This is a genomic window from Hymenobacter sp. AT01-02 (assembly GCF_000961955.2).
GTDB classification, from domain to species: Bacteria; Bacteroidota; Bacteroidia; order Cytophagales; family Hymenobacteraceae; genus Hymenobacter; species Hymenobacter mucosus.
The window spans coordinates 115205-137376 of record NZ_JZIR02000025.1 but is presented as its reverse complement, the minus strand read 5'-3'; the positions used below and the strand labels follow the sequence as shown (position 1 = coordinate 137376).

Genomic DNA, 22172 nt, shown 5'->3' with positions numbered 1-22172 from the left:
TTGTCCGGCGTAGTAAACGGCGCAAATGTGTACGTCCGCCCCAGCGACAACCCGTTGCGATGCTGCACTAGCAAGCCTCCCGATGTTGGAACCAAGCCATAGCAGTAGTTGCTGGCAATACCACTATTGGTGGTTGTGAATTGCCGAAACTGATTATTCTCGTAGCAAAATAATCCGTCGCCTTCCGTGCCAACCAAACGCGGCCGGCAGCGTCTTCGGCCAGGGTGGTAGCATCTATGCCACCCGGCACAAGACGATGAACGGTAAAGCGGCCTTTTTCGAGTACCGCCAAGCCAGTACCGTGGGTTGCAAACCACACCCGGCCTTGGTGGTCTGGCAAGATGGCGTACACATCATTCTGTAGTAGGCCGCTTGCTGTTGTATAGTGCTGCGTTTCGTCTTTCGTTACCCGAAAAACTCCTTCTCCAATAGTACCTATCCACAGGGCTTGTGCCGCGTCGCGTGCCAGCGTAGTTACATGTAAGTCAGGTGGGAATGAGGAAGTTTTTGTTAATGCATCTGACGCAGGAGCAAGCGCAACAGAGTGCTGCTCCCTCGGGAAAGTCTGCTGCCAAACTCCGATTGCATCAGTTCCTACCACTACTCTATTGCTGCTTAGTAGGGGGAGGAGGGAAGTAATACTACCTGGAATAACCGACAGTGCTGGTGACCAGGCTAGTCGGCCTTTTTGCTGGTACACGCGTAGCAGCTTTCCAGTTGCAGTGCCTGCCAGTACTTGCCGACCGGTGCCACCTAGCGCTGTTAGGCGGGTGGCGCTAGGAAACAAGGTTACATGAGCATCCACCAAACGCCACAAACCCTGGCCAGAAGTGCCTATCCAAAAGGTGCCCTCCTGGTCGCGCAGTAAGCAACTTATAGCCGTTCCAGAAGCTAGTGCTGGATGGTAACGACGCTTAAATGCGCCCAGTTGCGAACTGTCAGGTATGGGTAGGCCCGATTGCGCACGAAAAGGGCCGCGGGCAGTTTTCGGGGCGGCACTAAATCCAGCGCCCTTACTGTGCGAACGACCTCCTTGATAGTGCCCTACCCATAATTGCCCGGTCTTCGGATCCTCAGCTAGCTGGGTCACGAAGTTTTCGGCAAGACCTTCCTTAGTAGTAAAGGCTTGAAACGTGGTGCCATCAAAGCGGACCAAACCCTCCCCAGTTCCAATCCAAAGGTAGCCAGCGCGGTCTTGATGGAGGGCGTAAATGAATGGCTGCGGGAGCCCTTCTGCGGTGCCAAACTGCTTCAGGAACTGCTGCGGTGCCTGTGCCCGCACCGCCGAAGCTAGGGGCACGCACTCAAGCAAAAGCAGCAGAAAAAACCGGAGGCAGCGCATATGTAGAACAGATGGTACCAGAAAGGTACACGCTCCCCCTTCGCCAAGGGGTAGTAGTACGCTCAGCAGTGCTTTATTCTCGCCAAACGAGTCTACTTGTCAGTTAAAGGCTGCAAGGGGGCTATTTCCCAATCACCTTAAACTCCGTACGCCGGTTGAGTTGGCGTCCGTCTTTTGTAGTGTTGGGCGCTACCGGCTGACTGTCGCCATAGCCAGCAAAGGTCAGCCGACTTTTGTCAATCCCTTTTCCTACGAGGTAGTCTACTACCGTCTTGGCACGGCGCTGGCTCAGATCTTTGTTGTACTCTGCCTTGCCAACGTTGTCGGTGTGACCAGAAATCTCCAAGCGTAGCGCCGGCGTATCGGCCAATAGCTTTTGCAGGCGCTCCAGTTCGCCTGTGCTCTCTTTACGCAAGCTGGCTTTGTCGAAGTCAAAGAAGATGTTGTTCAGCACTACTTTCACCCCTACGTCCAGCTTTTTCAGGGCAATATCTTTTACTACTTCTGAGTAAGCCGCTCCGGCTGGTAAGTCAAAATTTTCGGAGTGGAAAAGGTAGCCTTCCTGCCGAACTACAATGCCGTAGTTGATACCTGAGGGCAACGACACCAAGTACCGCCCCGACTGAGCATTGGCCCGGAACGAAGCAATAGTTTGGTTAAGAGAGTTGTCGATGACGTCAATCGTAGCTTCCACCGGCTCCTTGGTCGCTTCATCCGTTACAGTACCCTTCAAAATGGTTACCTGGGCAGAAGCAATAGCTACCGGCGGAGCTAGTAGGGCTTCCTTTACCGGCTGCACGCGTGAGGCTAGGAGCTGATCCTCGTGGTTGAGGAGAGGCTGTTTTTCCGGACCCAGGAAGGTGATTTGATAAATGTCTTTGGAGCCCAGGCCGTCGTCTCGGAAGGAAGAGTAGTAGCCGTGGCGGCCCGAGGCGGATATCACGAAGAATACATCATCATCGGGGGTATTAATGGGCCAGCCCAAGTTTTCAGGCGTGCTCCACTTACCGTTTTCATACACCGACTTAAAGATGTCGTATCCGCCCATGGTATTGTGACCTTCCGAAGAGAAGTACATGGTCTTTCCGTCGGGATGGAGGAATACTCCTTCTTCACCATAGGGCGTATTAATGGTAGGGCCTAAGTTGCTAGCTTGCCCACGGCCCTCCATCTCAATTCTATAGATGTCGCGGCTACCTAAGCCGCCCTCCTTATCCGATACAAAGTAAAGGCTGCGCCCATTGGGCGTGTAGGCCGCCGATGATTCGTGGGAGCGACTATTGATGCGCGAGCCAAGCTTTTGGGGTTTGCGCCACTGAGCGCCCCGCAAGTCCGACTCGTGCAGGTCGCCGCCATTGTCTTCCAGGTACACGAGCAGGCGTTGACCGTCGGGGGCCAAGCCCACCGTAGCGTCGTGCCCATCGGTGTTTACTGGCTCGCCAAGATTGCGTGCTGGGCCCCAGGTGTCTTTGCCCGCACGTGTGCTTTGGTACACATCCTCAAAAAAGCCGCCCGTTTCGGGGTCTTTCTGCCCGCCCGTAGAATTATCGCGCCGTGATGTGAATAGGATAACCGATTCATCGGCGGTAATTACCGGACCGTAGTCGGCGTAGGGGGAGTTTACGCCCGGTCCGGCGTTGTCAATAAACACGCGGGTAGGCTTAGCTTCTAACTTTTGCCCGTTCTCGCACTCGCGAATTTTCCTTTGAATATCTTGCGTGAAACCAGCTGTGTTTTTGGTTCCAGTAGCTGGCGTGGCTCGCTTATATTCCGCAATAGCGTCTTTCCACTTCCCATTCAAGTGCAGGCCACGGCCCAAAAAGTAATGAATGCGTGGGTCTACATCGGGGCTCAGTTGGTAGGCCTTCTGTAGGTAGCCGAGGGCGCGGGGTTTAAAGCCCGAGTGGAGGTAGCACTCGCCAATGCGCAAGTTGATGTGGGCATTATTGGAATTGAACTTCTGAGCGGCTAAGTAATGGGGTAGGGCCTGCTCATAACGCGGCGGGTCCATGTCGTACCACTCGTCGCCGAGCTTGATTTCCTTCAGAGCTGTTTTCAACCCATCCTTATCATTGCCAAACTGATCTTTGCTGAACTCTACATTTTGGGCGGCAGCACCCCAGGAGTAAAATAGGAAGCAGGCTAGTAGGTAGTTACGCATGAGCTGTAGTGCTGGGCTAGGGGCTATGCCGCCATTTCCCGCGTGAAGTGCAGGAAATAGCTTGCGGCGCTCCAAAGCCATTTTATTCAAATATTCTCGTCCCTTCAGTGCCTGCTATTGCGCTCCGCAGCCAGAGTTAGCCGCGTGCGTATTGCCAACTTCTAAGCCTAGCTCAGCTGCTTTTCGCCAATCCTGGCAGGCCGCATCGGGTTGGCGCAGCATTTCGCGAGCGTGGCCCCGGTTCAGGTAGGCTTCGGCGTATTGCGCATTCAGGCTAATAGCTTCGTGGCGTCCGCATTGGCTTTTTGAAAGTCTTCCAGCTTTAGGTAGGCAGCGGCCCGGTTGTTCCAGGCAAATGCGTAGCTTCCATCAAGCTCTACCGCTTGGGTAAAATCAGCTACTGCACCTTTGTAGTCGCCCTGCTCAAACCGAGTGCTGCCTCGGTTGGTAAAAGCCAGCGCATTATCCTTCTTCTTGCTTAGATATTCGTTGTAGTCCTGCAAAGCGCCTTTTAGGTCGCCGGCACGGCGCTTCGTGGCGGCTCGGTTCAGCAAAGCTGGTAGCAAGTCGGGTTGCAAAGACAGCGCCTTGGTGTAATCCTGAATGGCGGCCGGCAGGTTGTTGAGCTTCCGTTGGGTGCTACCCCGGTCGTGCCAGGCATAGGCGTAAGCTGGATCTGCTTTGATGGCTTGGTCGAAATCTGTCTTAGCTGCCTGAAAATCGCCTTTCTCAAATCGAAGGGCGCCGCGGTAATACCAGGCGGGGGCGTAATCTGCCTTTAGCTCAGCTGCTTTGCTGTAATCCTGCTCGGCCTCAGCAGGCTGGTTGAGTGCTTCCTTGGCTTGCGCCCGCCCAAAGTAAGGACCAAACGTAGCGGGATCTAACTGGATGGCTTGGTCGTAATCCTGAACAGCTGGCTGGTACTCCTTTAGCTCGTAGCGGGTAGTAGCACGGTTATAGTACGCCTTGGCAAAATCAGGCTTTGCTGCTAGTGCCTTATCAAAATCAAGAATGGCCGCCCGATAGCTCTTCTGGTTATATTTTGCTACCCCACTGTTGTAAAGTTTCTCAGCTAACTGAGCTGGGGGCAGCGTAGAAGCTCGAACAGTATCTACTTGGGCCTGGGCGGTACCACCTGCTAGCGTGAGCGTTGCAGTTAAGAATAGAAAGTGTCGCATAACGTCCCGTCATATTAATCGGCAGGTATAAATGTAATTTTATTTGTTCTATACCTGATATTAAATCTGTATAAATGTTTTATAATAGTACTATTATGATAATAAGTAGGTGATTAGCTAGCCACTTTCGAGCGCCTTTTAGCCTGGCAGTTGAGTGCGTACAAGCTCTTCCCACTCCCGCCGCAACGACACAGTTGGTTGTGAACGGTGGGCCCGTCGATACCAGTATGCCGCATTTCCTTGGTCACCCTCTTGGCGATGGAGAAAAGCATGCAGCCAGTTATGAAATGGGTCGTGCTCGTTGTCCTGGGCAATGGAATGAGCCAGATGCCACTCGTCGCGGCCGGCGTACCACAGTGCTTCGAGTAGGGGCGATAGATCTGCTGGGGGCTGAGGCTGCGTTTGCGTAGCCAGGAATTCGGTATAGGTCATGGCGTTGGTGGCAGAATAGTAATTTGCTAGCATCCCGTAAGCGGCGACTGGGCCCAACCAAAGCAGGCTAGAAAAAAGGACTTCCTGCAAACTTCTAGCCGAACCTTATGGTTACATAGGCCCGATGCCATTGACCAGCGAAAATCACGTAATTTTGTAGGGTCAATGGACCGCATCGTAGGTCCTTGTTTATCCATTCAAAGCCTAGCTTTCTCCTATGGCCACGTACCCCGAATACATGGTAGCCCCGATCCGCCAAGACCTCGTTGAGGCCGGTTTCGAGCAACTCATGACCCCCGAAGAAGTAGATTCTGTGCTCAACGAGCAAAGTGGCACCGTTCTGGTGGCTGTAAACTCGGTGTGTGGCTGCGCCGCTGCCAAAGCACGCCCGGCCCTGAAGATGGCCGTATCTAGCTCTGACAAGAAGCCTGCGAAACTCGTAACCGTGTTTGCCGGTATGGAAACGGAAGCTGTTGCGAAAGTACGGGAACACCTGCTGCCTTATCCGCCTAGCAGCCCTGCTATTGCCCTGTTTAAGGATGGCGAGCTGGTGCATATGATTGAGCGTTACCACATTGAAGGCAACGACCTGATGCGCATTGTGAATAACTTGCAGGGTGCCTTTGAAGAGTATTGCTAAGCATTCAAAATAGACTCTTGGCTGACCTAAGTAGCGTCAGCCGGTAGTAACGAAAAAGCCGCATGCAGCTAAGCTGCATGCGGCTTTTTTTGGAGTGAAAATCTTACACAGGCTTTACTTACGTAGCAGGAAGGGGCCTACTACGAGGGCATCTAGGCCAGAGCGGAAGTAGCAGTCCAAGGCATCGGCCGGCGACTCTACCATAGGCATTCCGTTCAAGTTAAAGGACGTATTAAGTAAAACTGGAACACCACTATAGTGCTCAAAGGCTACTAGCAGCTCGTGAAATAAAGGGTTGTCGGCCGCTCGCACGCTTTGGAGTCGGCCGGTACCATCGGCATGGGCGACAGCCGGCAACCGTTGTTGGGCCTCTGGTAGCAGTGTAAAGACCTTCTCCATGAAATAAGCCTTCTCGTTGGCCGGAAGGTTAAAAAATTCGTGCTGTCGCTCTTCGGGCACGGCGGGCGCGAAGGGGCGGAAGGCCTCCCGGTATTTGATGCTGGCATTCACCCGCGATTTCATGTTGGGGAGGGTAGGATTGGCTAGGATGCTACGGTGTCCCAGAGCCCGTTGGCCCAGTTCAGAGCCCTCCTGGAACCAGCCAATTACCAAGCTTCCTGCAATAAAGAAGCCGCCGTTGTTGCCACGTCTGCCGGGCGCGTATATACTGCTTTCCGTCGCTCTAGTTCGGCTTCTATTTCCTGTGTAGAGTAGGGACTACCATAGAAATTGTGCGTGCTGGCGGCCGCTGCAGGCTGTGGTAGATCTAGCATGTAGTGCCGGCCATATAATGCGCTACCTACACTGATACCCGTATCATCGGGCGTGGCACCCACAAAAATCTCTTGGTAGGGAGTGTGTTGGGTAAGTTTGCCGTTGAGTACGGAGTTCATAAACACGCCACCAGCTAGCACCAGGCGCCGCCGCCCCGTGCGAGCATGTAGGTTACGCAGCAACTCAAATACTACCTCTTCGGTAATGCGCTGCACTGCCGCCACAATATCCCATTCGCGCTGGGTAGGCTCGGCACCTGGGGCTAGGGGCGGTCCTAGCAATTCTACCAGTTTAGGCGAGTAATAATGCGGCGTGAAGAAGAGAAAAAACTCGAAGTAGCGTAAGTCTAGTTCGTACGTTAGGTCATGCACCTGAATGAGGGGCCGCAGTAGTTGGTAGTAGGTGTCTGCATTGCCAAGCGCCGCCAGCGCCATAATTTTCCACTCGTCACCGTTGGGCCGAAACCCCAGGAACTCAGTAAAGGCCCCATAGAATAAGCCTAAGGAGTGAGGGGTCCGGTTGGCGGCTAGTTCCTGCAAGCCGTCAGCAGTAGCCGTTCCAAGCAAACCTGTGGTTGTTTCCCCGAATCCATCCGCCACAAAAACATCAGCTTCCGCAAACCCCGATGATAGGAAACCGTTGGCGAAATGCGCCCGATGATGGTCAACGTAGTGTAAGCGCATAGTAGCTCCCTGGTGGCTGGTGAGCGTCTGCCCAATGCCACGCACACCGCCTTGCAAAGCCGCCAGTTCGTTGAGCGTAAACTGCGCGAGCTTGCCGCGGTTTTGGAGGGCGTCGGCTAGGCTTTGCTGAGGTTGCAGTAAGTAAGGAGCCGGATTCCAACCAATAAATACATCCGTAATGTCGGCAAGCGTAATACCAGCGGCTGCGCAACAGTACTGAATAGCCAGCCGTGGGAAGGACTTGTCTTGCTTAATCCGACTTAGGCGCTCTTCGGCAATGGCTACCAGCACCCGCCCAGTGGGGCTCACTACACAGGCCGATGAGTGGAAGCCGCTGCAGTTGATGCCGAGAATGTACTGTGCCATGGGCTAGGAAAGGGGGAAATACAAAACACGCAGCGCCGAAATTAGACATTTTAGTAAGCCTACCCCCAGGAGAAGGGCTGGGTAGTATAGGCCATGAAAAAGCCCCACCAGTCGGTGAGGCTTTTCCTCGGGAGCTGACAGTCGAATTAATTGGCTACCTCACTCAGAAACTTAATGCGCATCAGACGGATATCTTCCTCCGTGTAATCATCAGAGCCGAGCTCTTTCAGTGCCACCGCAATATTGTCGGTCTGGGCCGTCATAAAGTACTCGTAAATTTCCTCTTGGCGCTCCTCATCTAGTACACCATTGATGTAATAATCGAGGTTGAGCTTCGTGCCGGAGTAGCAGATGTGCTCAATTTCCTCCATCAGCTCCCGCATATCAATGCCCTTGGAGGAAGCAATTTCCTCTAAGTCCATTTTCTTGTCGATCTGCTGAATGATGTAAATCTTAATTTTTGACTTGTTGACGGCCGATTTTACCACCACGTCGGCAGCCGTTACAATGTCATTCTCATCTACGTACTTCTGAATAAGAGCCAGGAAGGGAGCGCCAAACTTCTGCGCTTTTCCTTGGCCCACACCCGATACGTGCGAGAGGTCGTCCATCTTCGTGGGGAAGGTGGTGGCCATTTCTTTCAGCGACGGATCCTGAAAGAGCACGTAGGGCGGCAGGTTCTTTTGCTGGGCAATCTTCTTGCGAAGTGCCTTCAGCATGTCAAACAGGGCCTCGTCGTGACCGGCAGCCTGCTGAACTTCCTCTTGTTCCTGTTCTTCTTTCACCTCTTCCTCGTAGTTGTGGTCCTTGGTGAGCTTGATCGAATGCGGGTTCTCAATGAAATCGAGACCCTTCTGCGAGATTTTAATTACGCCAAAGTTTTCGATGTCCTTTTCCAGAAATCCGTTGAGCAGGCTTTGGCGAAGAAGAGAGTGCCAGAACTGCGCATCGTGCTGTTTGCCTTCCCCATATATCGGTAGGCTGTCGTGTCCGTAGCTGTCTACATGGGGGTTACGCATCCCCATCAATACTGTTCCAATATGGTCGAGGCCAAAACGCTCTTCGGTTTGCACTACTGCTTTCAGGGCCAGCAGTACTTCCTCCTTAGCCTCGAACCGCTCTTTGGGGTGCTTGCAGTTGTCGCAAAAGCCGCAGTCCTTCTCGAAATGCTCGCCGAAGTAATGCAGCAATTGCTTACGGCGGCACACCGCAGAATCGGCATAATTGGCCATTTCCTGGAGCAGCAGCTTGGAGTTGTCGCGCTCCGTAACGGGCTTGTCTTTATTGAATTTCTCCAGCTTCACGATGTCGTCGTAGCTGTAGAACATTAGGCAGTCGCCCTCCATACCGTCGCGGCCCCCGCGGCCGGTTTCCTGGTAATAGCCCTCAATGCTCTTAGGAGTGTCGTAGTGCACAACAAAGCGCACATCGGGCTTGTCGATGCCCATGCCGAAAGCAATGGTAGCCACAATTACGTCGCAGTCTTCGTTGAGGAAGGCATCCTGGTTGGCCATGCGCACGTGGGGATCCAGTCCGGCGTGGTAGGGTAGGGCCGAACGTCGTTTACCTTGAGCAGTTCGGCAATTTCCTCCACCTTCTTGCGGCTCAAACAGTATACAATGCCCGCCTGCCCCTTGTGCTGCTTTACGTAGTGAATGAGTTGCTTCTTGGTGTTATGCTTAGGACGTACTTCGTAGTACAGGTTGGTGCGGTTGAATGAGGTCTTGAACACCGACGCATCATCCATCTGCAGGTTTTTCTGAATGTCCTGCTGCACTTTGGGCGTTGCCGTCGCCGTCAGGGCAATGACAGGTACCTGCACGCCTAATCCATCAATAATGCTGCGAATCTTGCGGTATTCCGGCCGGAAATCATGCCCCCACTCCGAGATACAGTGGGCTTCGTCGATAGCCACGAAGCTAATGGTAGCCTTATTCAGAAACTCAATGGTTTCGTCCTTGGTCAGTGACTCCGGCGCTACATACAGCAGCTTTACTTCGCCACTGATAACGTCCTTCTTCACCTTGTTCATTTCTGACTTCGACAAGGTCGAGTTCAAAAACTGCGCATTCACGCCAAAGGCGTTCAGCTGATCGACCTGGTTTTTCATCAGGGCGATAAGTGGCGAGATAACAATGGCCGTACCTGGCAATACCAGCGCAGGTAGCTGGTAGCAAAGACTCTTGCCTGCTCCCGTGGGCATAATCACGAAGGTATTGTTTCCCTCAATGACGTTGTGGATAATGTCTTCCTGTACGCCCCGAAACTGACCGTACCCGAAAACTTCCTTTAACTTGCCCTTCAGATCAGCCTGGGGCTTCACTGGAACTTTCACGGCTGGCATAGACATCCTCACTTGCGCTGATTGGGGTTGCAGACTGGAGCACAAACACTTCGGTGTTGCATTCCGAATCTAGACAAAATTATGGTAGACCGTATGGAGTAGCAGGAATAAGGTCTAGATACTTTCTCCCGCTGCCACCTACTTCCTATCTGATACCAAATTTAGATTGAAACTGCAGAACGACCCCATCCTAATTGCAAAAAAAGTGCTTCAGCAAGAAGCTGACGCCATTCAAGGTATTGCAGATGCTATTGCGCTGACACCTGATTTTGCACAATGTGTAGAAGCTATTCTCTCTTTACGGGGTAGGGTGGTAGTAACGGGTATTGGTAAGAGTGCCCACATAGCTGGCAAGATGGTAGCTACGCTCAATTCTACTGGTACGCCAGCCTTGTTCATGCACGCCGCCGACGCCATCCACGGCGACCTGGGTATGATTCAGCCCGAGGACTTCGTAATTGCCATTAGTAAGAGCGGCGATACTCCCGAAATTAAGGTTCTCGTGCCGTTGCTAAAGCGTAAAGCAGTGCCGTTGGCTGCTTTAGTGAGCAACGCAGATTCGTACCTGGCCGTGCAGGCCGACTACGTGCTGCACGCCCCCGTAGAGCGTGAAGCTTGCCCCCACAACTTAGCCCCGACTACCAGTACTACCGCTGCCCTGGCCCTCGCTGACGCCCTGGCAGTGTGCCTGCTGGAAAGCCGGGAGTTTACACGTCAGGACTTTGCTCATTTGCACCCGGGCGGAACCTTGGGCAAGCAGCTCTACCTAAAAGTGGGCGACTTGAGCCGGCAGAACCAGCAGCCCCAAGTGCACGAATCAGCCCCTCTCAAAGACATCATCCTTGAAATATCAGGTAAGCGCCTTGGCGCTACGGCTGTACTCAACGAGGCCGGAGAATTGGTGGGTATTATCACCGATGGCGACCTGCGCCGCATGCTTGCTACCTTCGAGGGCCGCCTGGAGCGCGTCCGGGCCCGTGATATTCTAACGCCTTCTCCCGTAAGTATTGAGGTCGAAGATTTTGCGGTAGAGGCCCTGCGCCGAATGCAGGAGCGCAACATTACCCAACTCATTGTAACGGAAGCGGGTCAGTTCAGCGGATTCATTCATTTGCACGATTTGCTACGGGAGGGATTAGTATAAAAACGCGTTCATATAAAAGAAATATTATGTTACAGCTTATTTTATTACTACTCTTGTCCGTGGGATTACCTCATGCACTCCCGCTAGACTAGCACTTCGGTCTATTTCCTTCGAATCTCCCATTGAATATCTTCCCTCGGCGGAAAATATTTCAGGCCCCTACCTGTATGGAACAACATACTTACCTCGTAGTCATGGCGGGCGGCATCGGCAGCCGCTTCTGGCCGTTCAGTCGCACGCACCATCCTAAGCAATTCCATGATGTGCTCGGCCTAGGTCGCTCAATGCTGCAACTTACCGTCGACCGGTTCATGGGCATCTGCCCCATGGAAAACGTATTCGTGGTAACCAACCGAGACTACACGGAGCTGGTGCAGCAGCACCTTCCCCAGTTGCCCGCCAATCAGATTCTGGGTGAGCCCATAGGACGCAATACGGCACCCTGCATTGCCTACGCCAGCTATCGAATAGCTCAGCGCGACCCCCAGGCCGTCATTATTGTGTCGCCGGCCGATCACGCCGTAATGCATGAGGAGAACTTCCGCGATGCGATTCGTACGGCTGTCGATGGTGCCCGTACCCACAATGTTCTCATTACCCTGGGTATTCAACCTTCCCGCCCCGATACGGGCTACGGCTACATTCAGTTTATTGACGATGTAGTGCGCGCCCAGGATGTGCAAACGGTGGATGGGGCCGAGGATGGCTGTTTCCCTAAAGGGCTGCGCAAAGTGAAAACCTTCACTGAGAAGCCAAATCTAGAACTGGCGCGCATGTTTGTGAGCAGCGGCGACTTCCTGTGGAACTCTGGGCTGTTTGTATGGCGCGCCGATGCTATCATCAATGCCTTTCACCAATACCTCAGCGACATTGCCGAAGTGTTTGATGAAGGCTGGAACGAACTAGGAACGCCTCAGGAGGAAGACTTTATTTCCCGTGCTTATACCCGCTGCCGCAACATTAGCATCGACTACGGGGTGATGGAGAAGGCCGACAACGTGTATGTGCTACCGGCAGATTTCGGCTGGAGCGACCTTGGCACTTGGGATTCGCTGCACCGCATGGGCCAGCACGATGCTGACGAGAACGTAGTAGACGGCAACGCCCTGCTGTACGATACGCGGGAGTGCGTTATCAAAACTCCATCGGAGCGCCTTGTGGTAGTACAGGGCCTTGAAGGCTTTATTGTAGCCGAGTACGACAATGTATTGCTAATCTGCAAGCGCACGGAAGAACAGCGCGTGAAAGAATTTGTGGCAGACGTAAAGTCTAAAAAGGGTACGGGCTACAACTAAGCTCCTGCTCTGGCCACACAACAAAAGCCGTCCGGCAAGCCAGTTATAGCTTGTCGGACGGCTTTTGTTGTGTGGTTGATTACGTTGGGCTTACTTATCTGTAGAAAGACGCTGGCGCAATACTTCGTAGAGCATAATGCCGCTGGCAACAGATACATTGAGCGAACTGATTTGCCCGGCCATGGGAATGCGCAGCTTGTGGTCGGCCAGCTTGAGATATTCAGGCTGATTCCATCTTCTTCGCTACCCATCACTACCGCTAAGGGGCCAGTGAGGTCTACGGAGCCTGTTTCCAGGCTCGAATCCGTCTTCTCGGTACAGGCCACAATTTGTACACCCGATTCTCGTAGGAAAGTTAGGGTGTTCTTCAAATTGGGCTCCCGGCACACCGGAATAAGGTTGAGAGCTCCGGCAGAAGTTTTCAGGGCGTCTCCATTGATTTGGGCGGCGCCGTGGCTGGGTACTACAATGGCGTGTACCCCCAAACACTCGGCGTTACGGGCAATAGAGCCAAAGTTGCGCACGTCCGTAATGCGGTCCAGAACCAGCAGCAAGGGCGTTTTACCTTCCTCGTACAAGCCAGACAAGATGCTGTCGAGCGGCATGTAATCGATAGGCGATACATAGGCTACGGCCCCTTGGTGGTTTTTGCGGGTAATGCCGTCAAGCTTCTCAATGGGCACCATAGACACCGGAATACTAGCCGATTTGGCTAGCGCCGTGATGTCTTGGGTCATGGAGTTTTTAGTGCCCCGCAGCAGGAAAATCTTGTCCAGGGTGCGGCCAGCATTCAACGCCTCCAAAATGGGGCGCAGCCCGAAAATCATGTCGATGCTGCGGTCTTGAGCTGGCCGGTGTGGGTAGCGCGGCTTATCATCGCCGCCACGGGGGCCTGCGCTCCGTTCAGGGCGGTTCTCCCCCCCCTCGCTACGTGCAGGACGACGCGGCGTTACGGGGCGGTTTTCAGAATCAAAAAATTGGCGGCGCTCATTCAGCGGCCGGGGCGGGCGATTATTCCTTTTCTCCATTGCTCCACGGCGGCATACCAGAGACGTTCGTACTCGGGGCGGCGCACCAGTTCATAGTTTTCAGGAGCAAAGGTACTGGGTTTAGGGCGGAACGTATATGTTCCTGCTCGCTCTGGTGTTCCGCGGTATACCCAACGCTCCTCGCCTCCAGTCCGGTAAACGGTTTCTGGTGGCCCCATCACAATATATAGCAGGCCTCTGTCGGTTAGCCAGCCCGCCTTATGGGAAGAAAATAAGCGGTTAGCATCCATCACGCGGCCATAGTAGGTGCGAATAAGAAGACGGGCCGTGGGTTGGTCGCCCTTGACTAGGTTTAACCAAAAGGCATCTACGGCCTTCTTAGGGTCAGGCGCATCAAATAACTTCTTGCGCTCCGCCGAGGACGTCAAAAACGTTAGCGGGGCAATTAATTCATCCGCAGAAGTCAAGTCAGGAAAGTTGTTTTCTTCGACCAAAAGGCCACACCACGGCTTTTGTTGCTCCGTGCGTAAGAGGTACAAGCCAGCTGGTAGGCGAAGGAGTTGCCCGGCCCGAAACCAAGTGGAATCCTGCAAGCCCAAGGTACGGGGTTGAGGCCCCACTGCCGCTGGGTTACTCATGGGCGGCAAAGCTGGCTGAGAGCTGAGAGGATAAAGCCGCGTTTGTACTGCTAGGTCTGGCCCGTAACTATCCACGCCGAATGGCTCGTAGGCTTGTACAAAACGACGTAGCAGTGGCTGTCCCACTGAATCAGTAAGAACAAAGCTCCGGGAAAGATAGTCGGGCTTGAGGGCTAGCCAAGCTGCATCACCAGCGTCGGCTTCAGCGGCTGTGCTTGCATTGATGCTGAGTAGCTGCCCGGCTCGCAATCGACTTAGGGGCAGACAAAATTCTACCCACGCTGCCGAGCCATCGGTACGAATACGCCGGGCTAGGTGGCGCACCGTATCCTGCCATAGCGGGCGTTTCGCATCGTAATCAGCCCACGCCGCGACGTGTAGTGGGTAGCCTTGCCGCAACATGTTGCCATCAGGGAAGCGTAAGTAAAGCCGAAGACTGTCGCCTTCTCGCCTCGTGTCAAGGCCAACGCGACGCTCGGCGCGGTACTGACCAGCAAAATCCCGGCGCGGTGCGGCCAGTACAGAGGAAAAGCTACTGTAGCTAAGTAGCGTCAGCAGCAAAAGGGGCCAATAGTTTTTCACGGGCGGGGAGCAGTACAGTTCTAGCACTAGTAGGATACGCAACCAACGCTGGGAAAGCTGGCCTACGTATGAGCACGAGTGCGTTTCAGGCGGCAGATTAACTAAATACAAGCAAACTCAGTGGATACAAAAAAGCCGGCCCCACAGGTAGGGCCGGCTTCGTAACTCAACTACGTAGCGTGATTAGCGCTGGTAGTATTGCTGTAGCAGCGTGAGCGCCTTAGTAGCCCGCTGCTGGTCACCAATTTGCTCAGCGGCCCGGCCTATGCTGTTCAAGGAAAGCAAGTTGGTTTGGAACTCCTGGTCGAAGAGTGCCGTGTTGTGGGTGCTGTAGTACGCCAACGCCCGCTCGGCCCGGCCCGTCATGGTATCCATGATTTCGTTGGCCCGCTGCTGCTCACCCACCGCTACCAAGGCGGGAATAAACTGAGGTACATAGTAATCGTAGGGGACAGCCTTGTCAGGCATTACCGCAAAGCACTTGTCAATCACCTGCTTAGCTCGTGCTTTGTCGCCGCTGGCGAGTAAGGACGTCGCCAAACGAGAGAACTTGTCGCGGTAGTTAGCCGGGAAGCGTAGGTTATTCTCGTCGTAGAAAATGCTGGCGTTATCCAGGCCCCGATACGCGAACGTATTCATCAGCTTATCGAACATGATGTTCTGAGCTACAAAGCCTTCTTCGCTGTTCTTAGGATCATACGCGGGGTCTTTGGCGGGCAAAATGCGGTAGGCCATCCCTTCGAGTTGGAAATACGGCTCCAGACCCATGAAGTCGCGCGAGTCAACGGTGCTGGAGAAGTACACGGGGCGCTTCCAGTTGTTAGTAGCTAGAATGTCCAAGATTACCAGGCTCTTCTTCTCAATGGCGCTCTTGCCTACTTCCCACTCCATACGCGGTACCAACTGGCTCCGGCGCTCGGCTGGAATAATGCCCATGCTCTCTACCGCCGTGGTATCAATGGGGAGGTAGAACTTGCGAGTGGGGAAAGAGAGTAGCGACTTGGTGCCGTCGCCGTAGCTTACTTGCAGCAGCGGGCTGTTTTGCTCCACTAGCTGCATAAACTCCTTTACATTTACCTCCGTCACAGCGGGGTTTTCGGCGTAAGGCAGGTAATCGTTGGTGCCCTGGGCGTAGTTGCTGTTCTCCATCGAGATGGGCAAGGGCTCCGACTTGTAGGAGCGGCGCTTCATCTGGTCGATGTACCAATCGGTATTTAGATAGCTAAGCACCGCCACGCGCACGTCGGTGCGCACGCCTTCTACTTCCTGGGCGTACCAGAGAGGGAAGGTATCGTTGTCGCCATTGGTGAACAGAATGGCATTCGGAGCACAAGAATTCAAGAGGTTCTTAGCCGAGTCGACAGAGTTATAGCGGTCCGAGCGGTCATGGTCGTCCCAGCCCTGTGCTACCATGATGCCGGGAACAAATAAGCCAAGAAGAGTAGCTACGGCCGCCCGAGCAGTATCGGCCTTCAGGGCCGATTTGAGTAGGTCGGCTACGCCCAGCACCCCCAAACCAATCCAGATAGCGAAGGCGAACGTGGCCCCAGCAAAGGTGTAGTCTCGCTCACGAGGCTCAATGGGAGGCTGGTTCAGGTAAAGCACGATGGCCAAGCCCGTGAACAGGAAAAGCAGACCAACGATAAATGCATTGCGGCCGTCGCGGCGTACTTGATAGAACAGACCAATGATGCCCAGAATGAGTGGCAATGCGAAGAAGCTGTTGCGAGCTGGGCTATCTGCTACTCGTTCAGGTAAGCCCGCACTAGTAGCACCCGGCCACAGGATACCTGACTGCTGTACGTCGCCTTCCCGACCTACATAGTTCCACATAAAGTAGCGCCAGAACATATGGCCCATCTGGTAGCGGAACAGGAACGACAGGTTTTGACCCATTGTCGGCTTCACACCTTCCTGAATATCCACCCACTTCTTGTAGTTATACATGTGGGAAGGGTCGTTGCTGTACAGGCGGGGCAGCAGCATCTTATCCTCGGGGCGGTACTCCAAAACGGGCCGGTACTCGGCTACCACGTACTTGTCGCCCCGGCGCACGTAGCGCGGAGCACCATCGTTTTGGGCAATAGGCTGGGCATTGAACTGGGGACCGTAGAGCAGGGGCCGGTCGCCGTACTGCTCCCGCTTTAGGTAGCTCACAAAGCTCAGTACATCCTCAGGGTCGTTTTCGTTGATGGTAGGATGGTAGCTGCTGCGGATGGGAACAATAAGATAAGAAGAGTACCCTATCAGAATGAACACAAACGCCAGCATGCTGGTGTTGAGCAGGCGGCTGCGGCGCTGAAACGACTGGCGGAAGCCAAACCAGATAAGCGCCAGGAACAGCACCAAAAACACTACTAGGCCCGAGCTAAAGGGCAGACCTAAGTTATTTACAAAGAACACCTCAAAGTTGCCGGCCAGAGTTGGCAGGCCAGGAATGATACCGGCCAAGATCAGACCTACAATCAGGCTGCTGACAGCCAAAGTGATGATGCCACCAGTTAGGGTTGGGTTCTGGGTCCGGCGGTAGTAATAGATAAAGCCCAAAGCCGGAATGGCCAGCAGGTTCAGCAAGTGCACCCCAATGCTAAGGCCGATAACGTACGCCAGCAGCACCAGCCATTTATCAGAGTCGGCTTCATCGGCACGGTTTTCCCATTTGAGCATCAGCCATACAACCACGGCCGTGCACAACGACGACATGGCGTACACCTCGGCCTCAACAGCATTGAACCAGAATGAGTCGGAAAAAGCGTAGGCCAGGGCGCCCACAGCTCCCGCTCCCAAAATCAGCAGGCTCTGACCGCTGGTAGGCTCGGAGGTGCGGTCATCGTGCATGCCAGGGCGGTGCAGCACAAGTTTCTTAGCCATCATGGTAATGCTCCAGAACAGGAACAGCACCGTAAAGGATGAGCTAAGTGCCGAAAGTGTGTTTACCAGCACCGATACTTTGGTAACATCACCGAAGGACAGCAAGGAAAACAGGCGGCCCAAGAGCAAGAACGTTGGAGCTCCGGGGGGGTGAGGCACGAGAAGCTTATAAGAGCAGGCAATAAACTCGCCACAGTCCCAGAAGGATGCTGTGGGCTCCAGCGTGAGCAGATACGTGATGGTGGCAATGGCAAACACCAGCCAACCAACCAGGTTATTTAAGCTTTTGTAACTCCGCATAAGTAGTAAGGTGAGGCGAGGATAGCCCCGCCCGCCGCTGAACGACAGGGTTTAGGTCAGAGTAGGAAATCAGTGGAATGTCAAAAGTAGACAATAAGTGCCGAGCGCCATACACGCGAATCAACCAACCCGCCTCCAGTTCTCAACCAACAGCCGCAACTGCCTCTACCAATCCCGCTCATTCCAACTTGATTACTCTACCACCTACTGCCTTGACAAACATCCACAAAAAAAGCAGCCTCGGGTAAGGCTGCTTTCTTGTAGAGAGTGAGCAAGGATTAGTTTTGAAGAACCAAACGCTTTGTGCTCAGTACTTTGTCGTTCAGGGTAAGGCTGTAAAAATACATACCGGCTGGGAGATCAGCTAGGTTGATGGTCATACCACCTTCCATAGCTTCAGGGCGTAGCGCCACAATGCGTACTTCCCGACCAATAATGTTGTTCAAACGCAGCTTATAGTCGCCAATAAGCTTTTGTCCTACCGATACGATTACTTGTCCACGGGCAGGGTTGGGATACACAGATAACGTAGGTACCAACGCCTTCACCGACAAAGCCGATGAGGTAGAGCTATAGTGGCTCAAACCAGGAGTGCCCTGGGCTGGTGAGTAAGCAGCCGTGCCGCTTTTTATTGTTAAGGAAGCCGCTAGCAAAGGCAGCTGGGTGAGCAGCAGCAGGGCGAGCGAAAAAAGGCGAGTAGAAATTTTCATGGCATTCGGGCGGGTTCAGGAGCGGAGCAGACCCCCAACAGGTGTCTGCTGATATAAAGGTACTTGTTTTTGGAGCCGTGACAACGGGCCATTAGTAGTTACTAGACTACCACGCTGTTTTCCTAGATGAACAAGACAATGTTCATGCCTTATTGTTTACCTACGGCTAAATGGCAGAGGAGAGATGCTTGTTTAGAGCAGTCCGTTGCACGAAGGTTTAAGATTGTCCTTCTTAGTAACCAGAAATTAAACTACGTACCGGTCTGCTGCCTAGAGTAAGGTACTAGTGCACGTACTTTATTTCTTTTAGGTCGAAGTGACGGAGGTGCCCACCGATAGCTACGGCCAAGCGGCCATGCTCATCAACCCCCACAATTTGCCCCGTAACCCGGCGGCCCTCTATTTCATAGGAGTGCTCTTCTTGGTAACGGTATAGTACGCGTAGATAGTCAGCACGTAAGGCACCTACCCGGCCGGCTCGAAGCTGTAGGTAGCGTCGTTCCAGGCATTCGAGTAAGCGAGCTACTATAGTAGGCAAGCTGTATGCTCTACCTGTAAGACAGGTCAGAGAGGTAGCCGTACTTACCTCAAATTCTCGTTGGTTAATATTTAATCCTATTCCAACGATACTATACTGAATTTTCGAGCCGTTGAGGGTGTTCTCAATCAGGATACCTCCTAGCTTCTGCTGCCCAAAGAAAATATCATTCGGCCACTTTACCCGCAGGGCCGGGTCGGCGCCTAACAAGGCACTACCCCAGTCGTGTACGGCAAGAGCCACAACCTGGCTGAGTTGAAATTGATCGGCGGCCGGTAGAAACGACGGATGCCAGATTACTGACAGCGTCAGGTTTTCACCGGGCGCGGCTTCCCACTGGTTGCCACGTTGGCCGCGGCCGGCAGTCTGTTTGTCGGTTATGACACAGCAGCCATCCGTGGCCCGGTTTTGGACAGCCAGATTGTGTGCCTCCGTGTTCGTAGAGGCACATTCGGGCAACCAGACAAGCTGTTGGCCCGTGAAGAGCGTTTGGGGGTATATAGCCTCCACCTGTTTTTCGTACTTTGTGACGTTCAAACCTAACAATACCCCATGAAAAGTACCCTGGTTCGGCAGGATTCGGACAAGTTGGCAGATGTAGTAGTGCGCGGCATGCAAGAGAAGAAAGCGGCCGATATCGTGGTACTCAACCTGAAAGATCTTAAAAATGCCGTAGCTGATTATTTTATTATCTGCTCGGCCTCCTCAGATACGCAAATAGACGCCATCGCGCGTTCGGTAGAAGAAGAAGTAGAAAAACTTACGGGCCAGAATCCTTGGCAAACGGAAGGCCGCATGCACCGCGAATGGGTGCTGCTGGACTACGTGGATGTAGTAGTACACATTTTCCTGCGCGACCGGCGCCAGTTCTATGCGCTGGAGGAGTTGTGGGGTGATGCTGAAATTACCTATATCGAGGAAGAAACTACTGCTTCAGTAAAGTAAAACGCGACTGGTCGCGTCTTGCTCTCAAGAAGCGGAGCCCGCTAACAAACTGCCGGTTGGCAGGTTCCGACTTTGTCTCTCGTTTTAGCACCCCTTATTCATGCCTGATACGACCCCTAAAAAGAAAAAACCAATGCTGCCCAACCCGGCTCCAAAGCCGAGCATGCAGCTATGGGTGCTGACGGGGCTGGTAGTATTCATCCTAGGGATGATCTACCTCAACCGCAGCAACTCCCTGATAGAAATTACACAGAAGCGCTTCGAGCAGATGCTGGTAGCTGGCGACGTGCGCGACGTAACACTCGTGAACGAACGGCAGGTGGAAGTGACGCTTAAGTCTGATGCACTTAAAAAGCCAGAGTACACCCGGAGCTTACGCGCCGCGGTCCGCTCACGGCTGTTAACGAACCGGGCCCCCAATTTGGCTTCCGTGTAGTGGAAGGCAAGGGTTTCAAAGAAGACCTAGATAAAGTGCAGGCAACTCTACCCGCCGACCGGCAGATTGGTCTGAAGGTAGTGGACCGCACAGGCTATGGCGACTTCGTAACTACGTGGGGCTTTATGCTCCTGCTCTTCGTGGGCTTCTGGCTGCTCATGCGCCGCATGAGCGGGGCAGGTGGTCCTGGCGGGCAAATCTTCAACATTGGTAAATCACGCGCTGCTCTGTTTGAAGGCGGCGACAAGGTGAAGATTACTTTTAAGGATGTAGCTGGCTTAGAAGAAGCCAAGGAAGAAGTACAAGAGATTGTAGAGTTTCTGAAGAACCCTTCCAAATTCACCATTTTAGGTGGTAAAATCCCCAAAGGGGCCCTTTTGGTAGGTCCTCCTGGTACTGGCAAAACCTTGCTGGCGAAAGCCGTAGCGGGTGAGGCTGATGTGCCGTTCTTCTCTCTGTCGGGCTCCGACTTCGTGGAAATGTTTGTGGGTGTGGGTGCTGCGCGCGTGCGTGACTTATTTAAGCAAGCTAAAGCCAAGGCTCCCTGCATCATCTTCATCGACGAAATTGACGCCATTGGCCGCAGCCGCAGCAAAGGCAATATGCCTGGCGGCAACGACGAGCGGGAAAACACCTTGAACTCCCTGCTAGTGGAAATGGATGGTTTTGGCACCGACTCAGGAGTAATTATCCTGGCCGCTACCAACCGCCCCGATACGCTTGATTCGGCACTGCTGCGTCCTGGTCGTTTTGATCGTCAGATCAGCATTGATAAGCCAGACATCAACGGCCGTACCCAGATTTTCAATGTGCACTTAAAGCCTCTGACTCTAGGACCCGACGTGGAAGCTAAGAAGCTAGCTGCGCAAACGCCTGGTTTCGCTGGCGCTGAGATTGCCAACGTCTGCAACGAGGCCGCTCTAATTGCCGCTCGCCGCGACAAAAAGATGGTAACCATGCAGGACTTCACCGATGCCGTAGACCGTGTGATTGGCGGCTTGGAGAAGAAAAACAAAATCATTAGCCCCGGTGAGAAGCGAATTGTTGCTTACCATGAAGCCGGTCACGCTATTGCTGGCTGGTTCTTGGAGCACGCCGATCCCTTGGTGAAGGTGAGCATTGTGCCCCGCGGCGTTGCGGCGCTGGGTTACGCTCAGTATTTGCCTCGCGAGCAGTTCCTATACAATACCGAGCAACTCATGGACGAAATGTGCATGACGCTGGGTGGACGTGCTGCTGAGGAACTAGTCTTTGGTAAGATTTCTACTGGTGCTCTGAGCGACTTGGAGCGCATTACCAAGGTAGCTTACAGCATCGTGACGATGTACGGCATGAATGCTAAGCTCGGTAACGTATCGTTCTACGACTCGAAAGGCCAGAATGAGTACGGCTTCACCAAGCCATATTCAGAAGCCACATCACAGATGATTGACGAAGAAGTTCGCTCTATCATCGAACAAGCGTATACCCGTACTAAGGAGCTGTTGACTGAGCGCCGGCACGAGTTGGAGGTAATTGCCAAGGAATTGCTAGAAAAGGAAATCTTATTGCAGGACGACTTAGAGCGTCTTGTTGGTAAGCGTCCCTTTGACAGCCAAACTACCTACCAAGCCCATATGGCTGGTACCGACCGCTCAGAAACGCTGAGTGAGCGGAAGCAAGAACACGCCGGTATTCCATTAGGTAGCGACCTTCCAGAGTTGAATCTGCCAGGCGTAGACAATGGCTCGGACTCTACCGGAGCTACTTCTGAGCCTAGTGGCTCGGCCGTAACGCCAGTATAGGTGTACTAAGCACTAAAAAG

At 53.5% G+C, this 22172-nt stretch carries 14 protein-coding genes and 3 pseudogenes; 5 read left to right on the top strand and 12 right to left on the bottom strand.

Going from position 1 to position 22172, the window contains the following annotated elements; translation table 11 throughout:
* Window positions 1–67: 67 nt before the first annotated feature.
* From VI25_RS10370 to VI25_RS10355, 4 genes are all read right to left on the bottom strand, one after another.
* Entirely contained in the window at window positions 68–1342 is a 1275-nt protein-coding gene (locus VI25_RS10370) for a two-component regulator propeller domain-containing protein (protein WP_055562479.1), read from the bottom strand.
* A 121-nt stretch (window positions 1343–1463) separates the two neighbouring features.
* Window positions 1464–3503: an OmpA family protein gene (locus tag VI25_RS10365; protein WP_045690259.1), complete on the bottom strand. Its 2040-nt coding sequence runs from the start codon at window positions 3501–3503 to the stop codon at window positions 1464–1466.
* 269 nt (window positions 3504–3772) lie between these two features.
* Entirely contained in the window at window positions 3773–4681 is a 909-nt protein-coding gene (locus tag VI25_RS10360; protein WP_045690251.1) for a tetratricopeptide repeat protein, read from the bottom strand.
* A gap of 138 nt (window positions 4682–4819) precedes the next feature.
* On the bottom strand, window positions 4820–5113 hold the full coding sequence (locus tag VI25_RS10355; protein ID WP_045690258.1) for a hypothetical protein: 294 nt from the start codon (window positions 5111–5113) through the stop codon (window positions 4820–4822).
* 217 nt (window positions 5114–5330) lie between these two features.
* Between VI25_RS10355 and VI25_RS10350 the strand changes: the two genes are divergently transcribed.
* Complete coding sequence (locus tag VI25_RS10350) at window positions 5331–5753, top strand: BrxA/BrxB family bacilliredoxin (protein WP_045690250.1); 423 nt, start codon at window positions 5331–5333, stop codon at window positions 5751–5753.
* A 114-nt stretch (window positions 5754–5867) separates the two neighbouring features.
* Here VI25_RS10350 and VI25_RS10345 read toward each other — a convergent pair whose 3' ends face one another.
* The 3 genes and pseudogenes from VI25_RS10345 to recQ form a co-directional block, all read right to left on the bottom strand.
* On the bottom strand, window positions 5868–6365 hold the full coding sequence (locus tag VI25_RS10345; RefSeq protein WP_055562478.1) for a carbamoyltransferase C-terminal domain-containing protein: 498 nt from the start codon (window positions 6363–6365) through the stop codon (window positions 5868–5870).
* Window positions 6359–7576 (bottom strand): carbamoyltransferase N-terminal domain-containing protein, encoded by a 1218-nt coding sequence (locus VI25_RS10340; RefSeq protein WP_045690248.1) that lies wholly within the window; start codon window positions 7574–7576, stop codon window positions 6359–6361. Before VI25_RS10340 ends, VI25_RS10345 begins: the two co-directional genes overlap by 7 nt.
* A 146-nt stretch (window positions 7577–7722) precedes the next feature.
* Window positions 7723–9920: pseudogene (recQ, locus tag VI25_RS10335) on the bottom strand (DNA helicase RecQ).
* Between the two features lie 166 nt (window positions 9921–10086).
* On the opposite strand from recQ, the gene VI25_RS10330 reads away from it, so the two are divergent.
* On the top strand, window positions 10087–11064 hold the full coding sequence (locus VI25_RS10330; protein WP_045690247.1) for an SIS domain-containing protein: 978 nt from the start codon (window positions 10087–10089) through the stop codon (window positions 11062–11064).
* A gap of 167 nt (window positions 11065–11231) precedes the next feature.
* Entirely contained in the window at window positions 11232–12359 is a 1128-nt protein-coding gene (locus VI25_RS10325) for a mannose-1-phosphate guanylyltransferase (protein ID WP_045690246.1), read from the top strand.
* Between the two features lie 90 nt (window positions 12360–12449).
* On the opposite strand, the pseudogene rlmB reads toward VI25_RS10325, so the two are convergent.
* The 5 genes and pseudogenes from rlmB to VI25_RS10300 form a co-directional block, all read right to left on the bottom strand.
* Window positions 12450–13186 (bottom strand): annotated as a pseudogene (rlmB, locus tag VI25_RS10320) (23S rRNA (guanosine(2251)-2'-O)-methyltransferase RlmB).
* 164 nt (window positions 13187–13350) lie between these two features.
* Window positions 13351–14568, bottom strand: coding sequence for a GWxTD domain-containing protein (locus VI25_RS10315; protein ID WP_152981567.1), 1218 nt, complete (start codon window positions 14566–14568; stop codon window positions 13351–13353).
* Between the two features lie 183 nt (window positions 14569–14751).
* Window positions 14752–17739, bottom strand: coding sequence for a DUF2723 domain-containing protein (locus VI25_RS10310; RefSeq protein WP_045690244.1), 2988 nt, complete (start codon window positions 17737–17739; stop codon window positions 14752–14754).
* A gap of 278 nt (window positions 17740–18017) precedes the next feature.
* Window positions 18018–18449 carry a T9SS type A sorting domain-containing protein gene (locus tag VI25_RS10305; RefSeq protein ID WP_052695609.1) on the bottom strand — a complete coding sequence of 144 codons (432 nt, stop codon included), beginning with the start codon at window positions 18447–18449 and terminating at the stop codon, window positions 18018–18020.
* Between the two features lie 283 nt (window positions 18450–18732).
* Window positions 18733–19524: a biotin--[acetyl-CoA-carboxylase] ligase gene (locus VI25_RS10300; protein ID WP_082455476.1), complete on the bottom strand. Its 792-nt coding sequence runs from the start codon at window positions 19522–19524 to the stop codon at window positions 18733–18735.
* Window positions 19525–19539: 15 nt separating this feature from the next.
* Between VI25_RS10300 and rsfS the strand changes: the two genes are divergently transcribed.
* Together rsfS and ftsH are read left to right on the top strand one after the other, a co-directional pair.
* A complete protein-coding gene (gene rsfS / locus VI25_RS10295) occupies window positions 19540–19932 on the top strand; it encodes a ribosome silencing factor (protein WP_045690243.1) in 393 nt (130 codons plus the stop codon).
* 100 nt (window positions 19933–20032) lie between these two features.
* Window positions 20033–22152: pseudogene (gene ftsH, locus VI25_RS10290) on the top strand (ATP-dependent zinc metalloprotease FtsH).
* Window positions 22153–22172: the final 20 nt, after the last annotated feature.

What these genes read in the sequence shown, in the direction of transcription:
- VI25_RS10325 (WP_045690246.1), top strand. Translation starts at nt 11,232, where the DNA reads ATGGAACAACATACTTACCTCGTAGTCATGGCGGGCGGCATCGGCAGC.
- VI25_RS10305 (WP_052695609.1), bottom strand. Translation starts at nt 18,449, where the DNA reads ATGAAAATTTCTACTCGCCTTTTTTCGCTCGCCCTGCTGCTGCTCACC.
- VI25_RS10365 (WP_045690259.1), bottom strand. Translation starts at nt 3,503, where the DNA reads ATGCGTAACTACCTACTAGCCTGCTTCCTATTTTACTCCTGGGGTGCT.
- VI25_RS10355 (WP_045690258.1), bottom strand. Translation starts at nt 5,113, where the DNA reads ATGACCTATACCGAATTCCTGGCTACGCAAACGCAGCCTCAGCCCCCA.
- VI25_RS10350 (WP_045690250.1), top strand. Translation starts at nt 5,331, where the DNA reads ATGGCCACGTACCCCGAATACATGGTAGCCCCGATCCGCCAAGACCTC.
- rsfS (WP_045690243.1), top strand. Translation starts at nt 19,540, where the DNA reads ATGAAAAGTACCCTGGTTCGGCAGGATTCGGACAAGTTGGCAGATGTA.
- VI25_RS10360 (WP_045690251.1), bottom strand. Translation starts at nt 4,681, where the DNA reads ATGCGACACTTTCTATTCTTAACTGCAACGCTCACGCTAGCAGGTGGT.
- VI25_RS10370 (WP_055562479.1), bottom strand. Translation starts at nt 1,342, where the DNA reads ATGCGCTGCCTCCGGTTTTTTCTGCTGCTTTTGCTTGAGTGCGTGCCC.
- VI25_RS10310 (WP_045690244.1), bottom strand. Translation starts at nt 17,739, where the DNA reads ATGCGGAGTTACAAAAGCTTAAATAACCTGGTTGGTTGGCTGGTGTTT.
- VI25_RS10340 (WP_045690248.1), bottom strand. Translation starts at nt 7,576, where the DNA reads ATGGCACAGTACATTCTCGGCATCAACTGCAGCGGCTTCCACTCATCG.